We start from the raw sequence: 15791 nt of genomic DNA on the forward strand, positions 1-15791 counted from the left end.
AATGAAAACGGATGACTTTAAAAATGACGTCCAAATTGTTATTATTATCGTTGGAAACTAATTAGGGAGCAGATATTAAAGTGGAAGATCAAGGAATGAAAATCAGCGTTTTAGCAAGTGGGAGTACTGGTAATGCTACATATATTGAAACACCTAAGAGTAAAGTACTAGTAGATGCAGGTTTATCTGGGAAAAAGATCGAAGAATTGATGAATTCAATTGGTAGAACTTTGAAGGATGTAGATAGTTTGTTAGTGTCACATGAACATAGTGATCATATTAAGGGAGTGGGCGTCCTAGCTAGAAGATATGGAATGAATATCTATGCTAATCAAGGAACTTGGGGTGCAATGAGTTCAAAAGTTGGGAAAATTCCTTTAGAACAAAAATATATTTTTGATATGGGAAAGACTTTGAGTATTGGAGATATAGATATAGAAAGCTTTGGGGTATCGCATGATGCCGCTGAACCTCAATTTTATGAGTTACATCACGGAAAATCTTCATTTGCGATTGTTACAGATACTGGCTATGTCCCAGATAGTGTAGCTGGTGTGATTAATAATGCTGAAGCTTATCTATTTGAATGTAATCATGATACAGAAATGTTGCGGATGGGACCATACTCCTGGTCATTGAAACAAAGAATTATGAGTGATACAGGGCACTTGTCGAATGATGATGGGGCTGCAGCTTTGATGGATGTTTTGGGAAATAATACTAAGAAAATATTCTTGGGACATCTAAGTCAGGAAAATAATGTTAAGGCATTAGCGCATGTCACAGTAGAAGATATCATGAAAGAACACGATTTAGCGGTTGGTCATGACTTTGAAATTTGTGATACAGATCCTAAACAAGCCACTCCATTAATCCAATTATAAAGAAAGTTTTTTAGAGAAAATTAATTATTTTGTTCGCAAAATTTTCATAATTAGATCCTAGAATTAGGTTATGAAATAGCTTGAAAGGGGCTGGAAAAATGGGTGAAAGAGGTCCTATTGAAGGAGAATTTACAGAATTAAATTCATCAAATAACAATCAAAATAACAACAACAATAACAATAATAAAATTATCAAGAAAGTTGCACTTGTTAGCTTAGTAGCAGGCCTACTTGGTGGAGGTATTGCAGTTGGTGGATACAACTGGTATGAAAATAGAAATGTAACTTCCAACAATTCTTTGGGAACAACGAAAACATCTAATATTAAGGTAGATGTAAGTAGTCAGACAACTAAAGCTTTCAAATCAGTGAAAAATGCAGTAGTTTCAGTTGAAGCTTATTCTTCTAGCAGTGCATCTGATTCACTTGAAGCAATCTTTGGTAATAGTAGTAAAGGAGAGACAGCCACAAGTACTAGTGAAGGTTCTGGTGTGATTTACAAAAAATCTGGGAATACAGCTTTCATTGTAACTAATAATCACGTTGTTTCTGGATCCAATAAGATTGAAATTATCTTGGCTAGTGGTAAAAAAGTCTCTGCTACAGAAGTTGGACATGATGCAGTTAGTGACTTAGCGGTATTGAAGATCAATGCTAAAGACGTAACACAAGTAGCGTCATTTGGTGACTCTGACAATATTCAAGTTGGTGAAACAGCCTTGGCTATCGGTTCGCCATTGGGTTCTCAATATGCAACTTCATTGACTGAAGGGATTATCTCAGCTAAGAAACGTACAATTGATGTAACTGATAGTTCTGGTAATGCAACTGGCCAAGCAACTGTAATTCAAACAGATGCAGCCATCAACCCTGGTAACTCTGGTGGTCCTTTAATCAACTTAGCGGGTCAAGTAATCGGAATTAATTCCATGAAATTGTCTTCTACTGGCACAAGTTCATATGGCAGTGACAGTACATCAGTTGAAGGAATGGGATTTGCAATTCCAAGTAATGAAGTTGTTAAGATCATTAATCAGCTTGTGAAAAATGGTAAAGTATCTCGTCCAGCCTTAGGTGTGGCAGTGGTCGATTTGAGTAACATTTCTTCTAGTGATCAATCATCAACTTTGAAATTGCCAAGTAGTGTGACTGAAGGTGTAGTAGTTGCTAGTGTTGAATCTGATTCTCCATTGAAGAACACTGATATTAAGAAGTATGATGTGATTACAAAGGTTAATGGTAAGAAGATTAGCGATGTAGCGACATTGAAAGAAGAATTGTACAAACATAAGATTGGTGATACTGTTTCAATTGAGTATTATCATGAAGGTAGTAAGAAGACTACTAATGTGAAGTTGACTTTAGAAGCAAATGATTCTAATACCACTTCAGCATCTAACGAAAATTAAATAGAAATTTTAGCACATATCTTGTAAGATAGATATGTGTTTTTTATTTTGTGGATAGATTTTTGGATAACAAATTTTAAGGTTGTTGAAAAGTCATAAAATACTACAGAATAAAGGGAAAAGACAAAAACAAAGTTATCCACAGACTGTGGAATAATTGTTAATAACTTTATAATCTAGCTATAATAATCAAAATAAACGTTGATATAATAATGTTTGTAAGCAGTTATAAAAATTAATTTTATTTAATATTCCTGTGAATAAGTAATTAATTCTTGACAAATTAAGAAACAATAAATCTTGTGGCGAAAATACATTCGTAACAAGATATAGGAATTGGAGTTGTGGATATGTGGATAACTTTGTGAATAACTTGTGTGTGAAGGTGGATTTATTATGAATATAAAAATTATTGGTGTGGGTAAGTTAAAAGAAAAATATTTAAAACAGGGAATTGCAGAATATGCAAAACGTCTAGGAACTTTTTGTAAATTTCAAATTGTCGAAGTTCCTGATGAAAAGGCCCCTGAAAAATTAAGCCCAGCTGAAATGGAAGGCGTGAAAGAAAAAGAGGGAGAACGGATATTAGCGAAAATCAAAGATAAAGAATATGTATACGCCCTTGCTATTGAAGGAAAAGAACGTTCTTCGGAAGAATTTGCTAAAGAGTTAGCAGATTTAGGAACATATGGTACCAGTGATATTACTTTTGTTATCGGTGGATCTTTGGGACTAAGTCCTGAAGTTTTAAAAAGAGCGAATACAAAAATTTCTTTTGGTCGTTTCACACTTCCTCATCAACTGATGAGAATGGTTTTAACAGAACAAATTTACCGTGGATTCATGATAAATGCTGGTAGACCATATCATAAGTAGAAATTTAATGATGATTTGGCGGAAATCCACCAGCACGTCTTTATTTAGGGGCAGGGGCTTTAATGGCAATTCAAAGTAAGATTGAAGAAATAGTCCAAGTGGCAAATGAAAATCTGGAATTAAGCCAAAGTATCGATAGCCCAGCAAATTAAACAGAATACTTTTTCAAATTATATTAAGAAAAAATGACGTTATATCAATTCTTTATGGAATTGGTACAATGTCATTTTTTAAAAACTTATATATATTTAGATTATTTTTTATCATCTTCCCAATATTCTAGAGATTTATCACGTGAAAGTAGGGTACAAATGATAGCAGCAATACCAGAGATACCGAATACGATGAAGGCAACACCCCAACCTAAATGGTCAACGATAATACCAATAACTAAAGTAGCAACAGTAGCACCACCAACATAACTAAAAGTTCCAGATAATCCAGCAGCAGCTCCAGCGGCAGCTTTAGGAACGAGTTCCATTGCGTACAAACCAACCATCATAACTGGACCATAAATAGAAGCACCTAGACCAATAAGGATTGCAAAGTCCCAAATCATATATTCAGGACCAGCTGGAATAAACCAATAAGCAACTAATAATATGAGAGTAATGATTAAACAAGCGACGTTAGTTAGAGGTTTAGAATTCTTGAATAATTTAGCTGATACCCAACCTGCAATTAACATACCAGCAATTCCGCCAAGTTCGAAGAAGGAGAAACCACCCATACCAGCAGCGGCAGTAATTCCTTTTCCTCCATCTTGAATGCTTGTTGCTAGGAACTTAGGTGTCCAAGAAACAATACCGTAACGTAAGATATAAACGAGAGCGGCATAAAGTGAAGACCACATTAATTTAGTATTTGGAAGGATGTACTTCTTAACAATCTCACCCATGCTCATTTCAACAGCTGCAGCATCTTCTTCGAGTTTAGCGTTGTCGCTTTCACGGTATTCTTCAGATTTGTATTCTTCAATTGGAGGAAGTCCAACTGATTCTGGAGTATCTTCTTGAATAAAGTAAATAATAACGGCCATGATACAAACAACGACACCTGGGAACCAATATGCTGCACGTGCTTGTGCTAATGGATCATTTCCTGCAAGTGCTAAACCAGCTCCAGCAAGTAAAGGTGCAATAGCCCCACCAAAATTATGTGATAGATTCCAAATAGTACCGTAAGTGATACGTTCCTTATTACCAAACCAGTACACTAGAGTTCTAGCACCAGGAGGCCATCCCATACCTTGTAACCAACCGTTGATTAGATAGAAGATGGTAAATAGCCAGACACTTGTGATTACTGATGGAATAACACCGATAAAAATATTAATAATACCTGATAATAATAGTCCTAGAGGTAGAAAAATTTTAGAATTTGATTCATCTGAAATAAGTCCAGAGACAAATTTAGAAACACCATAAGCAATATAGCTGGCACAAGTTATAATTCCTATTTCGGTAGCTGACATCTTCAAAATCCCAGAAAGAATGGAAGTGGTATTACGAACAAAATAGTACCCCATATAACCAACAAAAATAGAGATAATAACTTGAGTACGATAACGTGGATATTTACGAGCAACCTCGGCATCTGAAAGACGTGACTTTTTGCCGGGTGGAGCAAGTAATTTTTTAAACATATAAAGACCTTCTTTCTCCGTTAAAGTAAACGGTTTCAAAACCCACAAATAATATATCACAGAATAATGTTGTGCACAATAGTTAAAGTTCGGAATTTACGATAAAATTTTATGAATAAAAAAAGAACGTGATTAGCTCAACGTTCTTAGAGGTTATTGATTCAATAGCTTGAAACTTAATTTAACTGGATTATGATCGGCATAGGCAAATTCAGTGTTGATGTTTTCAGAAGTAGCCTGAACATTCTTGGATACTAAGAAGCCATCAATAACTGTGGTATAAGTCTTTCCTTTTTGATAAGGAATATCAGTACCGCGACAAGTTGGAACAGTGTTTTCATTTTTAGCATGAACCATGCGAATATCAGGTGTGAGATCTTTCGAAGAGAGGACAGACACCCAGTCGGGAATTTCTTGTTGGGACTTAAAATGGGTTAACATCTTTCGACCAAATGTATGGTTAAAGTCACCACCGACAATGACATAATTACCCTTTTTATATTCAGATTCCATGACAGAATTTAAAAGCTTTAACTGTTTAACACGCATTTTACCACCTTTATCATAAGCAGACATATGACTATTAATTAAAATCAGTTTATGACCATTAGTTACTGGAATTTTCATAACGGTGAAACATCTATCTAAATCAGTAAATTTAGTAATAAAACTGGTAGAAACAGGGTATTTACGACGAGTAGCTTGTTCTACAGGATATTTACTAAGTGATAATAGTCCTGATTGAACTGCTCCATGTGGATCATTTAGAGGATATAACAAATAAGGAGAATGGAAATTATTTGCAAAAATTTCTTCATAGTTAGCAAAGTTTTGACTCATTTTTTTAACTTGATTGACGTGATAACTACGTGATGAATCAACATCTATTTCTTGAAATAACATGAAGTCTGCATTAATTTTTTTCATCGTATTGATTTCACCATTTGTATTTTGTAAAGCAGCAGCTTCATTTTCGGCTTTTCCGTATTTTCCTTGAGTTTTAGTACCGTCTTTCATTTTGCCGGTATCCATAAAAAAACTAAACTTCTGATTATATGCTCCAAATCCAACATTATATGTAGCAGCAGAGTAGGTAGTATTTGTTTGCAGTTTATTAGAGTGATTAAGTTTTTGTTTAATAGATAGTGGTTGATAATCTTTAATTCTATAATAATGTGTCTGCATATAGATTACATAGGCACCAATAAACACAACCAAACATCCTAATAAACCTAAAATAAATATTAGTCCCCAACGTAACATGGGATGTTTTATTCGCAAAATAATCAAATCCTCTCTAAAAAATCTAAAAAAATTATAGCATGAAAATAACCTGGGAAATAATTTTTTTTAGTATACGGTTAACAATAATCCGTTGTACAAGGTATACTATTAGATAAGAATATAAAAAAATGAGGATGAGTGGATGAGATTAAGAAAAAAGCCTAAAAAGGATACCTTAATAAACTTTTTTGTGCCTAAATTTTTATGGACGATGTTTATTTTAATCACTTATATGATTGGATCAGCAATTCCTATTCCTTTAGGAGGGACAATGGCAGAGGCTAAAAGTAATTATGTTTTGCAATTAGCTAGCAATGCAACAGGGGGAGATATTTCAAATTTAACATTGTTATCATTAGGATTAGGTCCGTGGATGTCATCAATGATTATTTGGCAAGTATTAGTGATGATTAAACCACTAGGACTAGGTAGTTTAAGTGAGAGAGAAAGTGGATATTTACGTAATATCTTAATACTATTTTTATCGATAGTTCAATCAATAGGAATAGTCCTTAGTTTTAAAATGAATGTAGATTATGAAACTAAGGTTGGAGTTGTAATTATGTTAATTGCAGGAGGATTTTTTACTGTATGGTTAGCATATTTGAATGCTGCTAAAGGTGTTGGTGGAAGCATGTTAATTATGCTTTTTAAAATGATAACTGGTGTAGAACAACAACTAGGGGAAACATTTAAGATGCTAAGTAAAATTAGTAATGGAAAATGGATTATGGTACTAGTAGCTCTAGCTATCTTAATTTTGGTTATATTGTCGGTTATCATGGAACGTTCTGAATATCGAATACCAGTTACACGAGTTATGATAAATAATGATTTGAATAAAGATTCTTATATTCCTATAAAAGTAAATAACGGTGGGGGAATGGCAATTATGTTTGCAATGTCGTTATTTATGATTGTTAACTATTTATTACAAATTATAGCTCATCATTTTTCAGTAGGATTTTTAAAGACATTTGCAAAGGGAGTTTCCATGTATTCATTTGCTGGGGCAACTTTGTATGTTATTGTCTTATTCGCATTAGCGATAATGTTTGGTTTTGTAAATATTGATGCTGGTCAAATTGCGGAAGGACTACGCAATAGTGGCGATTATATTAAAAACGTTAAACCAGGTAAAGATACAAAACGATATTTAACAAAATATGTAGCCTTTTTCTCAATAGTGGGATCAATATACATAACATTAGTAGCAGGAGGCCCATTATATATCGGTGCAATACAACCAAAATATGCAAAAGTTGTAATGATTCCCGGAATAGCAATGATGTGTTTTGGGATGATTTTTAATGTTCAGGAACAAATCAGGGCTGCTAAGAGTTTATATAGTTATAAAAAATGGATTAAATAAGTGATAGTTAGGGAGTGAAAGTTTTGTTTTATTTTATTCCGACTTGGAATCAAAGTGAGAATGATTGGTCGACAGCTTTTCCAGAATGGTATTTCACAACTAATAAGATGGAGTTCGATGATACAGTTAACCAATTGATGATGTTTAGGCAATCAGAAGAAAAATTAAAAGCTGTTATTTTAGAGTATGCACCAATGTTACGAGATTTCTTACAAAGACAAGATTTATATGAAATAGATTATTATAGTATATTTGATGATCTACAAGATACTCATCTTAGTAATATTAGACCAGTTAATCCTTTTGAATTTGCTTGGCCTAAAAATGCAGTTTTCATTTACAATCCCTTTTATATTTTAGTAAGAGTAGATAATCAGCCGTATGCTCATATTATCAGTGGAAATTTGGGACAACTTCAGAAAATTAATTTCTTTAAAGATAATAAACTTTCAAAGGTTTATATTTTTGATGATAGAGGATTTTTATCAAGTATTATTACTTATGCTGATGATGAATTTGAAAAACAAGAATTTTTAAATTTAGCTGGTGAATGGAGATTTAGATTAGATAAAGATGGTGTAGTAGTAATAAATCCTTTATTTAAACAGAGTTTCAAGCAAGAAAAATATAATTCAATGAAAGATTTAATTTCTGAAAAATATTTTGAATTTATTGAAGATAACCTTACTGAAAAAGATGTTGTTGTCCTTGCGGGAGAAATAAGGCACAACCAAAGAATTCTAGACTTACCTAAGTCAGGTAAGATAATCATGAGTATTTTTAGTAACCGTTTAGATATTGAACAAAATTTTCCTAGCATTGAACAATTAATGAAGGTTGATGTAATAGTTGCGGATACTCCGAAAAATACAGAACTTGTTCAGTCTAAGCTAGCTGAGTTAAATATACAGATTCCAGTTCTACAGATACCACCATTTGATAGTCGCTTGCGCTTAGGACAAAGTCAAAGAATTAGGGCTTTAAAATTATTTTTATTAGTGGATAAGACTTCAACTGAAGAATTAGAAATAATGGTTGATGAAATTATCCAACTCATGCAACAAGATAAGCGTATTGAGTTAATATTAAGTGGATATGCATCCAATTCTAAATCAATGGATAAGCTGAATTATTTAAAAGATAGAATACTAGATACTTTAAGAATTACAGAAAATGATGTGCAGACAGTAGGGACAGCGGAAAATCAGCTTCAAGATGAAGAAAGTCAAGATACTTTACGGAATATTGAGCTTTTTAAGCGTATTGAATTTTATAGGATCGATTCTGAAAATGATTTAGTAAGTAAATTGAACTTTGTTAGATTAATTATAGATATGGGAGAAGACGCAGATTTATATCTTCAAATTGCAGGGATAAGTGCAGGTATTCCACAAATTAATTCAGTTCCTAACCCATATGTTGAACATCAAAAAAATGGATTGATAGTATCAGACTCTTTGGAGTTAAAGCGAGCTTTAGAGTATTATTTAGTAGGATTGAAACATTGGAATGAAGCTTTAGTATATGCTGCTGGAAAAATTGTACAGTATTCCAGTGATAATTTAGTAAATTTATGGAAAGATGCTTTACAGTTAACTAAAAAGGGGGGAAAGTTGCGTGAGTAAGATAACTATGGTACAAGTAGGTAAAGATAATTTAGCTGAAAAATATTCTATACCAGAAGATATAAATTGGTTAGTATTAGAGCCAGAAAACCTCGCTGAGAAAGTAGCTCAACTAAATAGTGAAGAAAAAAAACGACGTCGACGCTTAGGGTTTAATATGGTTTTAGTGACAGATATGGATGAAGAAACAGATTTGATGGCTTTAGATAATTTTGTGGCTGCCCATACTGTCTTTTATGCTAGTACAGTCGAAAGTTATACTGAAGATCAAAAATATTTTTTTAAAAAGAAATTAGCTAAATCTATTTTGCCTGAAAATATGGATGAATTTATGTCTAATTTGGAATTTAAATTTTTTAGTGGGCAGTATGGAGATACTGTGGCTGTAAATCCATATAACTATATGATAAATCCGAGCTATAAAGGTGAGTATAAGATCGAAGGTCAAAAATATCTAATATTAGATGATGATTTTGGTGATGAATATTATCCGATTATTTCAAATACATACAATGTAGCTATTGTTAAAGATAGAAAGTTAGAGTTTTGGTTAGAGTATATTAAAGATCCTGGAATAGAAATTAAACTTGAATTTTCACGTCTAGCTAATGGGTATTTAGGACTTGATCTAGATACTTGGAGTGTAACCAGTGATAATTTAAATAAACCTATAGTAATTGATGGAAAGAATGCAGAAACGCAATTTAGTATAAATATTTCGATAAAAGGAAAGGGTAAGATAAAATTAGGCTCTATTCATCAAAGACAATCAAGAATTAATCAAGGATTCTTCTTAAATGGGGGGCAAAGAATTGTTGATGAAAATAGAGATGAATTATTTTATTTATTTGATCCGGGAGATATGAAACCACCCTTGAATGTTTACTTTTCTGGTTATAAATCAGCTGAAGGATTTGAAGGTTATTTTATGTTAAAAAAGATGAAATCGCCTTTTATTTTAGTAACTGATACACGGTTAGAAGGTGGAAGTTTTTATTTGGGTTCTAAAACGCTTGAAGATGGTTTGACAAAAGCTATCAAAGAAAAGTTAGACTGGCTAGGATTTAGTAATGAACAATTAGTATTATCAGGCATTTCAATGGGAACATTTGGAGCAGTATACTATGGGTTATCTTTGGAACCTTATGCTATTATTTTAGGCAAACCACTGCTTGGTGTTGGTGATATTGCTTTAAATGGAAGGTTGCATCGACCTAATGAATTTGATACGGCCTTAGATGTAGTGTTGGCTAGAACAGGGGGAAATAGTAAGAATGCTGCAAAAGAATTAAATGAAGTTTTTTGGGATAAATTTGCTAAATCAAGTTTAAGAAATACAAAGATCTATGCTGCATATATGAAAGAGGATGATTATGATCCTAATGCTTTCTATAATTTAACTCATAAAGCTGAAAAAATAGAAAAAGTTATTGGACATGGATATACAGGACGCCATAATGATAACTCTCCGGCGATAAGAAGGTGGTTCCTTACTGAGTATAATCATGTTTTAAATGAGATTAGGAATGGTGAAAAGAATGGATTATAGAAAATACATTATTTATTGGAATAGACATGATTTTTATAATTATGGTTCGCAAGTAGCTTTTCATCATAACTCAGTAAGTTTTAAAAATGAATTAATGTCTCCAGGAAAAAAAATTGTTGGTTGGGGAACTTCCTATAATTATCAAGCATCACGTTCATATCCACAACTACCTTTATTACGTAAAGGTAAAACCTATTATGTGGCTTTAAAGTTTGAATCAATTCCTGAAAATGCTGCATATTTGAAGATAGATTTTAAAGATAATTTGGATGAAAGTATTAAGAAGGTATATATAAAAGGTAAGCTTGGAAGTTTTGAGTTTCCCGAAAATGCTCATAGTTATACGATGGAATTAATGAGTGCAGGTACTAAGCAGATAGAATTCCAACAAATAGAGATTAGTGAAACTCCAATAATTTGGGGAGACTATGAATTTATGGAATTTAAATCACAGTCTGATGAATTAACGGTATTATTTGTGGAACCTAATCATCACGTAATTCCCCAGATTGAATATAAACAAGTAGAAAAATTGGGAAATACTATGGCGATTGCTAGTTCTTTATGGGGAGCAAACTTCTTCATCAGTGATGAAATTGAACAGTATTTACGTGATATAAAGCATAACTACAAAAAAATTCGTTTAATCAGCTACGGAGCTTATGGAAACGTAGGTGTTAGATATTATAATGCACTTTTAAAGTATCCAGGTTATGTGACTGATGAAGAGATTCCATTGGCTAAGATAGAGGAAGAACGACAAAACACCTTATCGAAGAGTGAAAGAAAAATTTTAGTACAAGCATATCAAAATCCACAAGTGAAGGTGTGGTATAAGGAAGCTAATAAAGAAGTAAGCTTTGTTAAAACTTTGATAAATGGAATTAGTAGACTACAAGAATTTAAGATTTAGGTGATAGATAGTATGAGTTTGAGGATAGTAAAGAAAATTCTAAAAAAAGTGAATAGTCATGCTGAAGAAATGTCAAAGCTCAGTGATAATCAACTTAAAGACAAAACTCAACAATTTAAAAAGCGATTGAAGCAAGGTGAAACATTGGATAACATATTACCCGAAGCTTTTGCTGCAATACGTGAGGCAGATAAGCGAGTACTAGGGATGTTTCCTTATGATGTTCAGGTTATGGGGGGAATTGTTCTTCATCAAGGAAATATTGCAGAAATGAAGACTGGTGAAGGAAAGACATTAACAGCAACAATGCCCATGTATCTTAATGCGTTATCAGGAGAAAGTACAATCTTAGTTACAACTAACGAATATTTAGCCAATCGAGATTGCGAAGAGATGAGTCAAGTTTATAATTGGATGGGACTTTCAGCAGCTTCTGCAGTTCCAGAAAATGCCGATGATTTAAAAGTTGAAGAAAAGCGGGAAATTTATAATTCCGATATTGTTTATACAACTAACAATGCTTTAGGATTTGATTACTTAATTGATAACTTAGCAAGCTCTAAGGAAGAAAAATTTATGCCTGAATTCAGCTATGTAATTGTTGATGAGGTTGATGCAGTTCTACTTGATACTGCAACAACACCTCTAGTTATTTCTGGAGCACCACGTGTTCAGTCAAACATGTATAAAATGACAGATGAATTTGTAGTATCTTTGGAAGAAGAGGAAGATTACCGACTTGATGAAGAAAAAAAGAATGTCTGGTTAACTAGAAAGGGAATTGAAGTAGCCCAAGAATATTTCCGAGTTCCTAACTTATATGATGGAAAACATGTAGAGTTAGTTAGACATATTACTTTAGCATTGAAGGCACATAATCTCTTTGAAAAAGGGAAAGATTATGTTATTGAAGATAATAAAATGTATTTGCTAGATTCTACAGAAGGTCGAATTCTAGAAAATACAAAAATGCAACAAGGACAGCAACAAGCTATTGAAGCTGCTGAGGGAGCCGAAATTAGTGATGATATGCGATCAATGGCATCTATTACTTATCAGAACTTTTTCCGTTTATTTAAGAAAATTGGTGGCATGACAGGGACTGGAAAAACTGCCAATAAAGAATTTATTGAAACTTACTACATGAAGGTTGTCCAGATACCAACTAATAATCCTGTAATTAGAAAGGATTATCCTGATAAAATTTATCCAACTTTAAGAGAAAAATTAATGGCTTCTCTGAAATTAGTTAAGGAACTACATGAAAAAGGACAACCAATCTTGTTAACCACAGCTGATGTAGAATTATCAGAAATTTATTCTGAAATATTGCTACATGAGCAAATTCCACATAATTTACTGAATGCACATAACGCTGCTAAAGAAGCAGAAATTATTTCTGAAGCAGGTCAATGGGGATCTGTTACGGTGGCAACCTCGATGGCTGGTCGTGGAACAGATATAAAGTTAGGTAAGGGAGTTAAAGAATTAGGTGGATTAGCGGTTATAGGAACTGAATTGATGCCAAGTAAGCGAACTGAACTTCAGTTAAGAGGACGTTCAGGACGTCAAGGAGACCCTGGCTTTAGTCAATTTTTTGTATCGCTTGAAGACGATGTGGTAATTGATAGTGGGCCTAAATGGGTGCATAGATATTTTAAAAAACATCGGAATGATAATCCGGATAGTCCAAGAGAGTTAAAAAGTCTCCGTTTTAGATGGGCGATGAAAAGAACACAGAAGCAACATGATAATCAAGGGTATAATAATCGTAAGCAAACTATGGATTTTGATGAGAGTTCTAAGAAACAACGTAATTTAATATATAGTCAGCGAGATGAGTTAATTTCCGAAAATGGAAGATTTAAATTTAATGCAGAAAAATTTATTTTGAAATACTTGGATGGATATTTAGCAAAGCATAAAGCTGATTTTACTCGAAATGAGTTATCACGATTAATTTTTGATAATTTAAGTTATACTTATAATGGGGTGCCAGATAATTTTCCAATTACAGATAAAGCTGAAATTAAAAAATTATTACATCAAATCGTAAAAGAGAAATTAAGAGAGAAAGAGGCTGAATTGGAAAACGTTGAAGAAATTGAGCGTTTCTATCGTTTGTCAGTATTAAAAGCAATTGATGCTGGTTGGGTAGAAGAAGTAGATAACTTACAACAATTACGTTCAGTAGTAGAAAGTCGTTCCAGTGCCCAAAGAAATCCAGTCTATGAGTATCATAAAGAAGCATCTAAGTCTTTTGAAAGGATGCAAGAATATGTCAATAAGTTAATTGTACAGAATATCATGTTAAGTGTGATTGAAATAGGCGCAGATGGTAGGAAAGATATTTACTTTGCTTAGAAGATAGGGGGGATTACGCGATGAGTGATAAGAAAAAAGACTTACTAGAAGAAAATATCAATAAACGACTTGATGAAGCACGATATGAGCCAGTTAAGAAACGAAAGAAGTCGCATCTAAGGGAATGGATGATGTTCATTATTTTCTCACTAATGTTGTTGGGAATGTTGTTAAGATATATCTAAGTAAAATACTGAAAATCTATAGTAGTATATGGATTTTCAGTATTTTTTGTGTAGAAAAATAACGAAGATGTAAAGTAAAACTTATAGTAGAAAATTATATTCAATAGAATAAAACTAAAAAATTAATTTAATGTTAGTAAGATAAATAAAATAATTTATGCTATAAAATAAATTTTAATTTAGTAGCAGTTGAGATAAAAAGTAAAAGTTGTATTTTAACACTTGTATTTAGATGGTTTATTGTATAAAATTAAACTAGGTAGGATATTTTTATATAATTTATTTCTTATCTAAAAATTAATAATGTTTTCAAAACCCAAGTCAAAGATAAAATATTCTTTACAGTGATTTTGAGTCTGAATAATCTGTTTATGTAGATTATCAGTGGTAGTTTGAGTGAATCCCTTTAGAATTGGTTTATATGGAAAGTTTGATAGTTTGAGTAGCCAATTTTAGAGGATGAGACATAGGCGGATTATATGTCAATGAAGTAGAAGTTGGCATCTTAATTGATTACTAATGTAGATTAACCTACATTGTGTCTAAGTGATAGTTTGGTATTTAATTGCCTGTCTTATAACAAATGGGGTTAATTTAAAAGACTTTAATATGTTGAAAACATTTATAAAAGACATGGTTCTAATTTAAATGATTAGAGCCATGTTTTTTTGTTTAAATATAAATTTTAATTATTGAATTATAAGATTATTATTAATATATTATTAAAATTTTATATTAAAAAGAAAAAATATATGGGGGAGGGGGGTAGAAAATAATAAATTTTTAACTATTTTTCAAAATAGAGTTATTTTAGAATAAAAAGTTATTTTTTTTAAAATTTATGTAGATTAACCTAGTATAAATGGCTATATATTAATGTTTAGATGTTAAATTTCATCAAAAATAATAATCAACACTATGTTGATTATTATGTAAAAAACGTTTATATAAAAGGAATTCTGAAGTGCAAAATTTTATGAATTTTAAATTTTCAACATTCTAAGTTATTGAAAAATTGCATAAAATGTTTATAATTATTTGTTAGATTAATTAAAATTTTTGGATTTTGATTGATTCTATAATTCAATTTAGATATGGGGGATTGAATATTGAAATTCAGAAGAAATAAGAAAGATTTCTTTGAATTTGAAAATGATAGAAAGACACACGTCAAACTCTATAAAGCTGGCAAGCAATGGGTAAGTTCCTTAATCTCTTCTATAGGATTAATAAGAGTATTTAAAGGTAAATTAGATAAATCTACTATGAATACTCAACTTGTTAGCAAAGAAAAGGATAAGAAATCAGAGGATAAATTAAGTTCAGATGGCATAACCGCAGCATTGAAAGGTGCTGCGGCATTGGGAGCAGTTGCCGGAGGTACGGTATTAACTGCTAACACTGCTTTAGCTGATACAAAGCAGTTAGACAGCAATCAAAATTTAGTAAATAAAGAGACTGTCAATTTAAGTTCAGGATCTGGAAGTAGCAGTACGAGTGATAGTTTGAGTACAAGTGAGAGCAACACACAATCAACTGCTTCAGTTTCAAAAAGTGAATCAGTATCTTTGGATACTAATAGTAGTTCAACTAGTGAAACTCACTCTGATAGCAATTCTAAGAGTGAATCAATTAGTGAAAGCAAGTCTGATTCAAACAGTCAGTCTGTTTCTTCTCAGACTACA

Annotated in this window: 11 protein-coding genes and 1 pseudogene; 10 read left to right on the forward strand and 2 right to left on the reverse strand. The window is 32.2% G+C overall.

Going from position 1 to position 15791, the window contains the following annotated elements:
* The first annotated feature begins 95 nt into the window (after positions 1 to 95).
* From PTA89_RS00240 to rlmH, 3 genes are all read left to right on the forward strand, one after another.
* On the forward strand, positions 96 to 884 hold the full coding sequence (locus PTA89_RS00240) for an MBL fold metallo-hydrolase (RefSeq protein WP_227412327.1): 789 nt from the start codon (positions 96 to 98) through the stop codon (positions 882 to 884).
* A gap of 98 nt (positions 885 to 982) precedes the next feature.
* Positions 983 to 2293, forward strand: coding sequence for a S1C family serine protease (locus PTA89_RS00245; RefSeq protein ID WP_003705697.1), 1311 nt, complete (start codon positions 983 to 985; stop codon positions 2291 to 2293).
* Between the two features lie 396 nt (positions 2294 to 2689).
* On the forward strand, positions 2690 to 3169 hold the full coding sequence (gene rlmH, locus PTA89_RS00250; RefSeq protein WP_003705699.1) for a 23S rRNA (pseudouridine(1915)-N(3))-methyltransferase RlmH: 480 nt from the start codon (positions 2690 to 2692) through the stop codon (positions 3167 to 3169).
* A gap of 253 nt (positions 3170 to 3422) precedes the next feature.
* On the opposite strand, the gene PTA89_RS00255 is transcribed toward rlmH, so the two are convergent.
* Together PTA89_RS00255 and PTA89_RS00260 are read right to left on the reverse strand one after the other, a co-directional pair.
* The gene (locus tag PTA89_RS00255) at positions 3423 to 4814 is read right to left on the reverse strand and encodes an MFS transporter (protein WP_193524833.1); all 1392 of its coding nucleotides are present in this window, start codon (positions 4812 to 4814) and stop codon (positions 3423 to 3425) included.
* Between the two features lie 153 nt (positions 4815 to 4967).
* Positions 4968 to 6077, reverse strand: coding sequence for an endonuclease/exonuclease/phosphatase family protein (locus PTA89_RS00260; RefSeq protein WP_193524837.1), 1110 nt, complete (start codon positions 6075 to 6077; stop codon positions 4968 to 4970).
* A 163-nt stretch (positions 6078 to 6240) separates the two neighbouring features.
* On the opposite strand from PTA89_RS00260, the gene secY2 reads away from it, so the two are divergent.
* From secY2 to PTA89_RS00295, 7 genes and pseudogenes are all read left to right on the forward strand, one after another.
* Positions 6241 to 7470 (forward strand): accessory Sec system protein translocase subunit SecY2, encoded by a 1230-nt coding sequence (secY2, locus tag PTA89_RS00265; RefSeq protein WP_193524832.1) that lies wholly within the window; start codon positions 6241 to 6243, stop codon positions 7468 to 7470.
* A gap of 14 nt (positions 7471 to 7484) precedes the next feature.
* Positions 7485 to 9095: an accessory Sec system protein Asp1 gene (asp1, locus tag PTA89_RS00270; protein ID WP_249742341.1), complete on the forward strand. Its 1611-nt coding sequence runs from the start codon at positions 7485 to 7487 to the stop codon at positions 9093 to 9095.
* Positions 9088 to 10644, forward strand: coding sequence for an accessory Sec system protein Asp2 (gene asp2, locus PTA89_RS00275; protein WP_164479665.1), 1557 nt, complete (start codon positions 9088 to 9090; stop codon positions 10642 to 10644). Before asp1 ends, asp2 begins: the two co-directional genes overlap by 8 nt.
* A complete protein-coding gene (gene asp3, locus PTA89_RS00280) occupies positions 10634 to 11557 on the forward strand; it encodes an accessory Sec system protein Asp3 (RefSeq protein ID WP_249742342.1) in 924 nt (307 codons plus the stop codon). The genes asp2 and asp3 overlap by 11 nt, the downstream gene beginning before the upstream one ends.
* A 12-nt stretch (positions 11558 to 11569) precedes the next feature.
* On the forward strand, positions 11570 to 13921 hold the full coding sequence (gene secA2, locus PTA89_RS00285; protein WP_193524831.1) for an accessory Sec system translocase SecA2: 2352 nt from the start codon (positions 11570 to 11572) through the stop codon (positions 13919 to 13921).
* Between the two features lie 20 nt (positions 13922 to 13941).
* Entirely contained in the window at positions 13942 to 14106 is a 165-nt protein-coding gene (locus PTA89_RS00290) for a hypothetical protein (RefSeq protein ID WP_003705713.1), read from the forward strand.
* A gap of 1109 nt (positions 14107 to 15215) precedes the next feature.
* Positions 15216 to 15485: pseudogene (locus PTA89_RS00295) on the forward strand (KxYKxGKxW signal peptide domain-containing protein); the annotation flags it as partial.
* Positions 15486 to 15791: the final 306 nt, after the last annotated feature.

It is taken from the genome of Ligilactobacillus salivarius, assembly GCF_035231985.1.
In the GTDB taxonomy this organism is placed as follows: domain Bacteria; phylum Bacillota; class Bacilli; order Lactobacillales; family Lactobacillaceae; genus Ligilactobacillus; species Ligilactobacillus salivarius.

Bases quoted from the DNA above. Each gene is read 5' to 3' on its own strand.
- PTA89_RS00240 (WP_227412327.1), top strand. From the start codon at position 96: ATGAAAATCAGCGTTTTAGCAAGTGGGAGTACTGGTAATGCTACATAT.
- PTA89_RS00245 (WP_003705697.1), top strand. From the start codon at position 983: ATGGGTGAAAGAGGTCCTATTGAAGGAGAATTTACAGAATTAAATTCA.
- rlmH (WP_003705699.1), top strand. From the start codon at position 2,690: ATGAATATAAAAATTATTGGTGTGGGTAAGTTAAAAGAAAAATATTTA.
- PTA89_RS00255 (WP_193524833.1), bottom strand. From the start codon at position 4,814: ATGTTTAAAAAATTACTTGCTCCACCCGGCAAAAAGTCACGTCTTTCA.
- PTA89_RS00260 (WP_193524837.1), bottom strand. From the start codon at position 6,077: ATGTTACGTTGGGGACTAATATTTATTTTAGGTTTATTAGGATGTTTG.
- secY2 (WP_193524832.1), top strand. From the start codon at position 6,241: ATGAGATTAAGAAAAAAGCCTAAAAAGGATACCTTAATAAACTTTTTT.
- asp3 (WP_249742342.1), top strand. From the start codon at position 10,634: ATGGATTATAGAAAATACATTATTTATTGGAATAGACATGATTTTTAT.
- secA2 (WP_193524831.1), top strand. From the start codon at position 11,570: ATGAGTTTGAGGATAGTAAAGAAAATTCTAAAAAAAGTGAATAGTCAT.
- PTA89_RS00290 (WP_003705713.1), top strand. From the start codon at position 13,942: ATGAGTGATAAGAAAAAAGACTTACTAGAAGAAAATATCAATAAACGA.